We start from the raw sequence: 10,794 nt of genomic DNA, 5'->3' as shown, positions 1-10,794 counted from the left end.
GAAAAACCATCTAACAGTCCTTGTAGATAATCCGTATCAATTATCGCATCTGACGCATTCTCTGATACTGTTGATTGGAACTGTTCAATAGTCTTATCAGAAGCTAAGACAATATTAACTGAAACAAAGGCGAATATGGAAACGTTTGATGGCTGGACAAGGGGAACTGAGTACGCAGATTTATTATTATCTCAAACTAAAATTCTTGAAAGTCTATCTAATATAGCTGGTAGTTCGTTTACTTCTGCGGAAGCTAAGAGTTTTTATAGTAATTCAGAATTTCTACAGGGAGTAGTTAAAATTGCTGAGACTGTTACGAATTCGACTCCATTAGAACTTTTGAAGAATATATCTGAAACATTAAACAGCTTTTCTAAATCAGGTTCATCTTGGTGGTCGAAGTTTATCACGGATACCCGAGGTAAACGAGCTATGGCTTCAGGGAAAATTTGGGTTGATGATCAAGGACAACTTCATGCTGATGGCAGTGCTGAAGCTGCGGCGTTTCTGGTTGATTTGGAAACTAGTGGCGGCTTTGAAATTGCAGGCGTCAAATTCAATGCTGAAGGTAAGGCGTTTGTTGGAGCAAAAGCTGCTGCAGATATAAAAGCTAATTTAACAAAAGATGGAATTGACATATCTGCGCATGCTGAAGCTATGATTGGTGTCTCTGCCTCTGCTAGCGGAGGCTTTGCAGTTGGTTCAGGAATTCTGTCAGCGAAAGGGGAAGCTAAGGTAGAGGCAATGGCTGGAGCTTGGGTCAATGCTGATGGTAGTGTTACTTTTGATGAAAAAGGATTGATGGCAAGTGCTTCAGCCTCTGCTAAAGCTGGAGCTGAAGCCAAGGGAAATGTTGATCTTACCTTTGGTGATACAAGTCATGGAATTACTCAGATAAATGCTGGTGCTTCTGGTGAGGCATTCGCAGGTGCAAAAGCCGATGCTAGTGCCAGCTTTAAAGCACATTCAACTGGTGGCGTAGAAGCTAATGCACAAGCTGGAGCGTTTGCTGGTGCACAAGCTGAAGGCGAGGTTCATGCTAAAGCGGCCTATACTACATTTAGTATAGGTGGTAGTGCAAAAGCTGGCGTTGGTGCAGAAGCAAGTGCTGGATTTAAGGCTGGCGAGGGTCACATTAAACTTGACCTAGATATAGGTGCTGCTCTTGGAGTGGGTCTAGGTGGGAAAGTTAAAGTTGATTTTGATTACGATTCAGCAATTAAGGATGTTAAAGATTTTGCTAATTGGATCAACCCATTTAAATAATAGGAGGATCATGTGGACTTTTTAATAATTTTTATTGTCTTAATGCTAGCAATTTTTGCTTTCGTAGGTTGGATAGTTTATTGGGCGATTAGTCATTCCGCCAAAAAGAATAAAGTATACCAAGCCTTCGCTTCCGAGCACGGCTATCAATTTGATAAAGCACAAGGTAACGACTATTACAGAGAATATTCCAAGCAAAAAACAAGTAACGACCTCACACTAAAACTTTTCCAGAATCCGTATGTAGAAAAATACGCGAATTTTAATCATTATCCATTTGGTCGTGGAAATATGGTAAAAGTTGCCTATGTAATTTCAGGTAACTACAATGGTTCTCAATTTCGGGCTTTCACCTATCATTTTGAGGGAAATGCAATTGAGAATTCTGGTCCCGGTGGTGTTTTCAGCATTGTTATGATTCAGTGCCCGGATGAACCAAAAGGTCAGCTTTCAGAGCAAATGTTTTATGAAAATGGAATGCTCTGTGAATACCTTCGAGAAAATTTGAATGTAGAAACGATTCATGATAGAATTGACAAATTAAAATATATTGCAAAAGGAGTATAATGATATGACTTTAAGAGAATTTCCTAGTGAAGCATTTCCTGCTTTTCCTAATATACAAATAGATGCTGGGGTAGAATGGGATAACTGGAATTTACCAGGTTCAGTACTCTCTCTSAAAAAAGTAAAAAAAGGAAGTTTCACTTCTAATGTTTTAATAAATGTCAGAACAGTTAGTTTAGATTATGGTTTTGATGCGTATAAGGCTGAAATTCAAGGATATGCGAAAAATCTCGCTAACATTAAGTTTGTTTCTGAGGGGTTACATGATGTGAACGGTTGTCAGTGGGAAGTGGTAGAGTATGCATACATTGACGAAGACTCCGGCCCACTAGCTCAGTTCCTAGCTGCAACTTTCATAGAGAAAGAAGCAGTGAAAATAATGGTTAGCTTTACTGGAACTGTAGGTATAAAAGATCAAACTCATAATCCAGATTATATAGAAATTCAAAATATTTTTAGGAGTGTGAAAATAGATGAATAAAATGAAAAAAATATTAACTTATATTACCCTCCCAGTCTTTTTAGTGATCTTGACAGCCTGTGGAAATTCTTCAGATGCACTTCAGGGGGAGTGGAAAGCCCAAACAGGTGCCCAGAAAAATGTTGTTCTTAAATTTGATAAGGATAAAGTTACAGTAGATGGGAAAGAATATGACTATAAGCAAAAGTCTGTTGAGAAAAAAGGTGATATAACATACTATAAAATTGAGCAAAACGGTGAGAACTATACCGTTATTTTCCCAGATAAAGATAAAAATATTGCAGTTATGATTCAGCCATATTCGTCAAAGGACGACTTAAATGGAACGATGCTTTATGCAATGAATAAAAAGGAACAACCAAATTATTCTGAGTATTCAAAAAAATACTCTCAATAGTATWTTTGAAGAATTGGAATATCTAATACTCTCTAAGTGAATCCTTTTTAACAACAGTGAGAGAAAAGGTTCCGATTGTACGCAGAGAAGACCAATCTGGTCTTCTCTTTTGGTGTGGTAAAAGAGAAGTTTATCCAAGGTATAATAATCGTTAGACTTTGATGATTGAGCGTTGCTTCTATTGGAGTTAAGAGAAGATTGAACATATAATAATCAAAAGTGTTCCTGATGAATGTTGCACTACTTTCATTAAAAAGTAATCACATAACTTATAGTATATTCCAAAAGCACATTAAACTCTTAGCTATATTTTTAATATAAAAGATTTATGTAAAAATTTTCCCTATGAACCATTATTTTATTTTCATTCTCTGATTATTGTGTTATACTAAGAAGCGGAATACCTCTAAGTAGTGTTTTTAAAGTAGTATAAGTATGTTAAAAATCTTGATTTTTTCATTGAAATAACATATTATGTGAATCTATGTAGATGCCAATATASTTATGTAATTTTATCAGAAGAGTATGTGGTTATGTGCTGAGATTAATAGGCTTGTAATGACTGAAACCAATGATAAACTATTTTGAGAGTAATATTATAGTGATATCTATAGATTGTGATTAAAAAAGACTAAAAGTGTTTACCACTCTATTTTAGTTGAAATTCAGAAAGAGGAAAATAAAAATGTCAGATGCATCTTATTACCAAGGATTAGCTAATCAAGAATCTCAAAATCATGATAATGCAATTTCTCAAAAAGCAGCCGTAGATGAAAAGATTTCTCGCTTAGAAACTGCCAAATCGGACTTGTCCACTCAGATAAATAATTTTCAGACGGGTATTATAGATGCCTTAACGAAAATTAAAGGGGAAGATGCATCTCAGTTTAAGGGAGATCGGAAGAATAAATACGCAGAAAAGTACAATTCTGCTAATACCGCTGCTACAAACAATAAAACGAGTCACGACACAAATTTGAGTAGTATAGATGCTAAGATTGGGGAGCTTCAAGCAGAGTCGGCCAGCTTACAGACAGCAGCAAATACGGCGTATAATAACATGCTTAATTATCAGTCTTTGGCAAATTCAGCTAGTTCAGAATAAAGGATGGAAAGATAAATGGCAAATACAGGAACGGATTATGGTGTTTGGACTGGACTGACCAATTCAGTTAGTACAAGCATCTCTGGCATTTCAGATATGGCAGAGTTAACTTTTTCAGCAACAACAATGACTCCTTTTACATCTTTTAATGACGAGATTAAGTCATTTAATACAGCGATTAGCAGTCTCAAGACTTTTACGACTACGGATGTAACTCGTATGAATCAAGCGGCCGAAAATAAAGTGACTGATGATCAAAATCAAGCAAATGCTAAATAAGTAACTTTGCAGAAAGGAACAAGATAGATGAATGAGATAAGTGACCTTTATCAAAACTCCTTGCTTGAATTAGGAGTTGATGAGGGTGAAAGAGCCATTTTGGAGCAAGTGGGTCAATCTTTAATTAGTCAAGGAGATGCATTTCGTAGACTTCAGTTGGCAATTGTCAAGAAAGAGTCCTTTTATAGTTACAGTAGCTTGCTTGGCACATCTGTTACGATGAAGTTTGATTGGGAACAGGAGAGAGTAACTCTGGCTTATTTAGGCTCGGAGCTCGTTTTGTCTATGAAAGACTTTAGGATTTGGTTATCTTGTACTGATTTACTGTTGGCTCCAATCCTCCCCTTGGGCAGTTTGGTAGAGTTAGATCGCGAGCTTCTTCCAGAGGGACTAGTATCCGAGATGGAGAAGGCAAAGGTTCCCTTTATGGCTATGATTATGGGGCGGAGATTGCTTTCTGAACCAGACGACCGGGAATATATAGATTATCTAGTTAGCATCTACCCCTATGGTATGAGAMTAGATGTTGAACCTTTGTTTATTCCAAGCTATTTGATTTCTCATGTTATCCAAGAAGGTTATAGCGATACTTTGGATCAATCCTATGTAGATCGGCAGTATCGTAAGGATTATTTTCGACATAGGGTTTTTTCCATGACACATAGTATTGAAGGAGAAGATAGATGAAAATAGATATGACAGAGGTTCATAACCAGAAGACAGCATTGTCTAACTCACAAACCTCGATTACTACTCAGCTTGAGACAGCTAAGACCTCTTTTGTAAGTTTGGTCAATTCGGAAAGTCTCAAAGGAGATGTCAAGGGAGCAATTGATGCCAAAATTAGCAATCATCAGGTTCCCTTATTGACGAATTTTTCCAATGCTTTAGCCGTTCTTTCTGCTCAATACGATAAGACTATTGAACAGTTTAAATCAACAGTCTCAGAGACCGCAGCAGATGCAATTATTGATACGGATTATTTGCAGGGGCTTTTAGATGGCTTTTCGAGTATAGAGACCAATATTAGTACGGTGAATCAAGCAACTGCAAATATTTATAGCTCCATCTCTGATATTATCAGTCTGACGAATCCAGATGCCAGCGCAATTACCACTCCTTTGTCAGAAGGAAAGACCATTTTGACCGATACTAAAACCAATATGGCTAGCTTTAATGGTTGGAAACGAGGAGATGAGTATAGTAAGCTTTTACAAGTTCAGGCGACTGCTCTGAAGGGACTGGAAGGAGCAGGTAAGAGTTCCTTTACTTCAAAAGAAGCACAGGCATTTTATAAAGGCACTGCCTTTATGGATGGGGTCGAGGAAGTTACCAATTCTGTTTTAAATTCGACACCTATAAAGGTGTTAGACTATATTGTAGAAGAACTAAAATCTATTGCGCAATCTTTAGGAATAGATGGCTTTAAAGCAGCTTCAACTAAGGCTGGAGCAATGGTAAATTCCTTAATTAGAAAATCGGCAGGCCGTAAATTGCTTCAATACGGTGTTAGAGGAGCTAATTTTGTTATGATTAATTCTGGCACTCGTACTGGGACTCAAGCTCTTGCAAGAGCAGCTAAATCTCTTGCAAGAGGAGAAAAGATTGCTGGTTGGGCTACTAAATTTGGTAAATTTATAGGTGGTCATGTAGATGATGTTCGTTTTGTAAAAAATGCCGGAAAAATTAAGTGGAGCTTTGTTACAGAGGATGTCATTAAAAATATGAAATCATCTGTGTCTCAAAAGGGATTCGGAGCAGTGAAGCAAGTAGGCGCTATTAGTACAGTATTAGCATTGAAAGATGGTTGGGATACATTCCAACAGAATAGGGGCAAATATGGGGATGCTCATGCACTAGCTGATGGAGTCGCCCATGCGGCAGGTACCTTTAGTGGAGCAGTAGTCGGAGCTCAAGTTGGAGCAGTTATTGGCTCTGCTATTCCAATCCCTGTAGTAGGAACGGTAATAGGAACAGTAGCAGGGACGATTATCGGAGATGCAGTTGGAAAAGGGATCAATCATGTATGGGATAAGTTTTCACACGGAGAGTGGAAGCTACCCAAGCTGTGGTAACGGGAATCCGATAAATATTAGAAAGAGGCTAGAATGTTTTTTAGAAGACGGCGTATGTATTTGAATCAATATTATGACAAAGCTATTTATTTTGATCGTAAGACCCACGAAGTTTTAGAAGCGCCAAARAGTAAACTATTAGATACAGAGAAATCAAATAAGATGAATCGACATATTCCTCTATTAGTTGTTCTCTTTATAGCTAGCGGAAGTGGCATTTCTTCCTTCTTTAGTCTATTTTTACAAGGAACTTATAGCATGACTACTTTTTGGAGTGTTATTCTTATATGGATAGCAGAGTTTGCTTTCATTACTATCCTTGTAGAACGAGCCTTGTATCGAAATATCAATAGAGCGCAAGTGACTACTCAAACGGTCAGTCTTTTTACTATTTGTGATTCAGAGGATTTAAAAGAAAAGAACTTGAGTGAAAAAGAGAAACGCAATAATACTTTTTTATTTAACGCTTTGTTGTTCACTATTCCTGCAGTAGGTTTCTACTATGTCTATGATTTTATTTTTCACTTCAAAGATTTTTTAGGAGAGCCGATTGGAGGAGAGATTTTTAAGATTATTTTTGCAGGTCTTTTGTTGGGAGTTGCTTTTGTTATATATAATCAGAATAATATTTCTGGTATTTTGGACATAACAGAAAAATTTGAGTCTGGAAAATTAAGAGTAGTATGTAGAGACGATGAAAATTCTGATGTATATTTAGAAGTGAGCGTCGGACCGGATGGAGCTATTGTGACAAAAGAATTACATAAGTAAAAAAGAAAGTTTTGAGATGCTTTAAGATATGGAGATTAATTTTTGTTTTAAAGTCAAGAGATGCAATAGTGACTTTTTGATTTCTAGTGAATATTGTTGAACTTTATTGCGCTAAGCAATGTAGAAAAATTGGAAAAACAAGGAGAAGAAAATGACAGATAAAATTTTACCTTTGGGTTCAGTTGTAACCCTCAAAAATGGTGATGGTAGTGAAGTGATGATTGTTTCACGAGCTAGTGTAATCGAAGTGGAAGATGGTCAAGGAGGGACTAAGAGTGTCTATTTTGACTACGGTTCAGTAGTTATTCCGAACGGGATGCAGACACCAGACAATTTGTTCTTTTTCAATAGAGAAAATGTCAAAGAAGTTTTATTTGAGGGATATAGAAACGAAGATGAGAAGGCTTTTGAAGAGCATTACGATACTTGGATGAAGTCAGCAGAAGTTCCAAAAGGTTCTATTTAAATAATGATATGAGAAGAATCGCTATATTAGAGCGATTTTTTTTCTTGAGATTACTTCGTTTGTGATATAATCGCAGTTGAAATGTCCTTTCAATGTACTTTCTGATGAAAAGATTATGGGAAAGATATTTAGAGATGTTTTGAGTAGCGCAAGTTAGAAAAAAATATCGTTAAATAAAGGTAATAGATAATACTCTGAGAAATAATATTTGAATATTAATCGGTGATAAATCAGAAGTACCTTAGGGAAGTAAGAACTACTGCAATTAAATCGGGACGGTATATTTAGATTTAGAATTATATATCGTAGCATCTAAATTTATTTAGGTGCTATATTTTTTGTCATAACAACACAATCTGCTTGTGAATAACTGTTTGAAAGTTTGAATATTAATACAATTCGTGATAAAATAAGACTAATCTTTGAATGAGACTAGTCAATATAAAATTTATTACAGCTTTTTATGATAGGTAAATGTTGTTTAGGAATATTTATAACGTACTTATGGATGCTAAATATTTTTCATAGTCTTTTAAGCTAGAAAGCAGAGATGAAATGTTGAAAAAATCAAGTCGAGTTTTAGTGATATTTTTATTGTTATTGTTTACTGGAAGTACTGTTTATGCTAAGGACGGCGAATTAGATTTAAAAACAGATTCGATAACGCAAAAAAAGCAGCGTTCCCAAGGTAATGAAATCGAGCATATTTATGCACCTAATTTATTCATGGATAGAATAGAGCAAGAAGCGACGAAATCTAAAACTGATGCTCAGGAAATGCTTAAGACTGCAAACCAAGCTAATTTCAGTAAGAAAGAAGTTCGGAGTGGTGATGGACTCGACCTCCAAGTTTATCGACATGCTCTTTTTCAGAACTATCAGGTTTCTGACAGTATTATTGTAGACACAGAGGAATCAGGGGCCACAATGATATGGTCAATTCTTGGTGCAGTATTATTTATTGTAGCAATGATTTTAATTGGAATTTATTTAGGAAGGATTTTTCATGGGGGAAAAATATTTAAACGCAACAATTAGATATGAAGATAAGGAAATAGATATTCGCTTTTCTAAACTATTATCTTTACAGGGAGTAAAGATGTTAATGTGTTCAAACAATCTAGATAAAACATTATCTATTCATCAAAATAATTGGCATTTAGAGGTTCGAGGAAAGCTTCTAAGAATAGAACAGCATAGAGCTTTAAAGGAATATCCATTAGGGGATGGAGATGTATTGGAGGTAATTATAAATGAGTGATAAAATTGAAATTAAATACAGTAAGGAAAAGGTCAAGGTTATTCTGCCAGCCAGCCATTTTTCTCGTCAAAAATTATCTACAGTTGAAAATTATGTGGATGCTGCCGTGACATTAGAAGATAATGGTTTTTTATCACTAATTTATGATAAGCCAAAATATTCTTATAGTCTTAAAGATCTTATTGCGGAAGAGATGACAGAAGTAAAGCGTTTGGAGTTGGCTCAGAAAATGGAGTCTTTGACATTCTCTGAGCATAATTTTAAGGTTCCTTATATCCATCCGAAAAATATATTTCTACAAGGAAGTGTTGTTAAGATTCTTCATTTTGGTTTGGAAGGAATTATGAGTCCTATACCTTATACTTCAGAAACGTTTCTAATGAGCTACAAGGCTTTGGTTGTCTCTATTCTGCGACCAAAACTTGATTTTGAATTACTAATAGATGGTATAGCTGCAATAAGAGATTCATTGGTASAGGATATAGCTGCATGTAAGACATATGAAGAAGTAATAAAATATGTTAATGAAGCTTACGRCAAAGCTTATCAGGAAGAAAAGAAAAAAAAGATAGTGGTTTCAAAACGGAGTTGGCGTATTTTTTCTATTGGAATGGGAATTTTTAGCGTTACAACTGTTGCTTTAGGAGCTTTTGCAGCATATTTTTATTTTTGGTCTATCCCTGTTCAGCGTGCGACAGTGGATGCACAGAGCCATTTTATTTCTAAGCATTATGACGATGTTGCCGACGATTTACAAAAATTTCAAGTAAATCGCTTAGGTAAAGAAGCAAAATATGTTTTAGCGTCTTCTTATGTTCATTTAGATAACTTGTCAGAGGAGCAGAAATCAAGCGTTTTAAACACAATCACTCCATCCAGCGAGGAAAATCTTTTAGATTATTGGATTTATCTTGGAAGGGGAGACTATAAAAAATCTCTAGATTTAGCTCAGAATATTGGGGATGATCAGTTGACCTTGCACGCTTATACTAATTTATATGAACAAACCCGTGAAGATAAGAATATGAAGGGTGCTAATAAACAAAAAAAATTAAGTGAATATCGCAAGGAAATAGAGGAGCTTTCTAAAAAACTAGGTGTAAAAGTAGGTGAAGAAAAAGATGAGTAGGGAAGACAAAAAATTTTTTCACAATACAGAAAAAGAACTGATTTCTAATAAAATTTCTGGGCAAATCAAAGTGGTTATATTTGGCAAGCGACTTTCTTTACTCACTTTTATGGAAGGCGACAGTGCTGAAGTGCAAGGACTTTTTTTCAACGTGAATGATAGTAAGGTCTACTCTAWTGGAAAAGAATTAACCAGAGGAAAAAATACTATTGAAAATAAGACTGTTTTTGTCCTTGAAGAAGAGAGTGACATTTCTGTTAGTTACATTTCTCCTCCAAATCAAGATTTTATTATTTCAAAAGAAAAAGAAGCAGATCTCCTTATTCACTCGAAAGCTTATGTTTTGTTTTCCAATGGTAAAGTTTATCTCTATCCAAATGGCAGTGTCTTCTATTTGAACGAGCAATTGATTTCTTCTGATATTATTTCTGAATTTAAAAAAGGAGATAGTATTTTTGTAGAGAACTATTTTATAGAGTTTTTAGAAAATCAATGGCAAATTTCATCGTTCTTTGAGAAAGCAAATTTCAATAGTCAAAGTGTCCTGTTGGAAGAGAAAAAGTCAATTTATCAATCTAATTTCCCAGTTTATCGTCGTAGTCCTCGAGTACTCCCCACGATATACGATAAACGTCAGAGAATAGAAAAACCTAAAAATCCCCCAACAAAACCTAAAAATGCTATTTGGCGAGCAATTGTTCCGCCTTTAGGTATGGTTGCTCTTTCTGGCTTGGTAGTTGTTCTAATGGGACGAAATGCCATTATGATGTTGAGTATGGGGGGCATGAGTGTTCTTACAGCTGCATTTTCAATTACGAGTTATTTTACTGATAAAAAAGCTATCGTAACACTGACAGCTGATTCTAAAGCAATCGAGTTGTTCGGTGCAGAAGAAGAATAATCTAAGGAGGAAATATCGTGGGAATTCGTGTTTATAAACCAACAACAAACGGTCGCCGTAATATGACTTCTTTGGATTTCGCTGAAATCACTACCA

14 protein-coding genes are annotated in these 10,794 nt (G+C 35.6%); all 14 read left to right on the top strand.

The genetic code is table 11. From position 1 onward, the window contains the following. Nucleotides 1-135 precede the first annotated feature (135 nt). Nucleotides 136-1,266 (top strand): hypothetical protein, encoded by a 1,131-nt coding sequence (locus K4H96_RS06300; protein WP_227956422.1) that lies wholly within the window; start codon nt 136-138, stop codon nt 1,264-1,266. A 42-nt stretch (nt 1,267-1,308) separates the two neighbouring features. Beyond that, nucleotides 1,309-1,833 carry a hypothetical protein gene (locus K4H96_RS06295; RefSeq protein ID WP_002916169.1) on the top strand — a complete coding sequence of 175 codons (525 nt, stop codon included), beginning with the start codon at nt 1,309-1,311 and terminating at the stop codon, nt 1,831-1,833. Nucleotides 1,834-1,837: 4 nt separating this feature from the next. Next, nucleotides 1,838-2,314: a hypothetical protein gene (locus K4H96_RS06290; protein WP_223337938.1), complete on the top strand. Its 477-nt coding sequence runs from the start codon at nt 1,838-1,840 to the stop codon at nt 2,312-2,314. Next, nucleotides 2,307-2,711, top strand: coding sequence for a hypothetical protein (locus tag K4H96_RS06285; protein WP_002916167.1), 405 nt, complete (start codon nt 2,307-2,309; stop codon nt 2,709-2,711). Before K4H96_RS06290 ends, K4H96_RS06285 begins: the two co-directional genes overlap by 8 nt. Before the next feature lie 685 nt (nt 2,712-3,396). Next, nucleotides 3,397-3,816, top strand: coding sequence for a DUF5082 family protein (locus K4H96_RS06280; RefSeq protein ID WP_002916166.1), 420 nt, complete (start codon nt 3,397-3,399; stop codon nt 3,814-3,816). A gap of 15 nt (nt 3,817-3,831) precedes the next feature. Further along, nucleotides 3,832-4,095, top strand: coding sequence for a hypothetical protein (locus tag K4H96_RS06275; protein ID WP_002916165.1), 264 nt, complete (start codon nt 3,832-3,834; stop codon nt 4,093-4,095). Nucleotides 4,096-4,122: 27 nt separating this feature from the next. Continuing rightward, nucleotides 4,123-4,782 (top strand): DUF4176 domain-containing protein, encoded by a 660-nt coding sequence (locus tag K4H96_RS06270; RefSeq protein WP_227956420.1) that lies wholly within the window; start codon nt 4,123-4,125, stop codon nt 4,780-4,782. Further along, the gene (locus tag K4H96_RS06265; protein WP_223337936.1) at nt 4,779-6,170 is read left to right on the top strand and encodes a T7SS effector LXG polymorphic toxin; all 1,392 of its coding nucleotides are present in this window, start codon (nt 4,779-4,781) and stop codon (nt 6,168-6,170) included. Before K4H96_RS06270 ends, K4H96_RS06265 begins: the two co-directional genes overlap by 4 nt. Before the next feature lie 54 nt (nt 6,171-6,224). After that, on the top strand, nt 6,225-6,941 hold the full coding sequence (locus K4H96_RS06260) for a hypothetical protein (protein WP_223338004.1): 717 nt from the start codon (nt 6,225-6,227) through the stop codon (nt 6,939-6,941). Between the two features lie 151 nt (nt 6,942-7,092). Beyond that, entirely contained in the window at nt 7,093-7,407 is a 315-nt protein-coding gene (locus K4H96_RS06255) for a DUF4176 domain-containing protein (protein WP_032909781.1), read from the top strand. 555 nt (nt 7,408-7,962) lie between these two features. Continuing rightward, on the top strand, nt 7,963-8,445 hold the full coding sequence (locus tag K4H96_RS06250) for a type VII secretion EssA family protein (RefSeq protein ID WP_002916155.1): 483 nt from the start codon (nt 7,963-7,965) through the stop codon (nt 8,443-8,445). Beyond that, entirely contained in the window at nt 8,414-8,668 is a 255-nt protein-coding gene (locus tag K4H96_RS06245; protein WP_002916152.1) for a hypothetical protein, read from the top strand. Before K4H96_RS06250 ends, K4H96_RS06245 begins: the two co-directional genes overlap by 32 nt. After that, nucleotides 8,661-9,797: a type VII secretion protein EssB gene (essB, locus tag K4H96_RS06240; RefSeq protein ID WP_227956418.1), complete on the top strand. Its 1,137-nt coding sequence runs from the start codon at nt 8,661-8,663 to the stop codon at nt 9,795-9,797. Before K4H96_RS06245 ends, essB begins: the two co-directional genes overlap by 8 nt. Then, complete coding sequence (locus K4H96_RS06235) at nt 9,790-10,698, top strand: hypothetical protein (RefSeq protein WP_227956416.1); 909 nt, start codon at nt 9,790-9,792, stop codon at nt 10,696-10,698. Before essB ends, K4H96_RS06235 begins: the two co-directional genes overlap by 8 nt. The last annotated feature ends 96 nt before the right edge of the window (nt 10,699-10,794 follow it).

Source organism: Streptococcus sanguinis, assembly GCF_020729765.1.
In the GTDB taxonomy this organism is placed as follows: domain Bacteria; phylum Bacillota; class Bacilli; order Lactobacillales; family Streptococcaceae; genus Streptococcus; species Streptococcus sanguinis_Q.
This window is presented reverse-complemented; position numbering and strand designations above follow the sequence as displayed.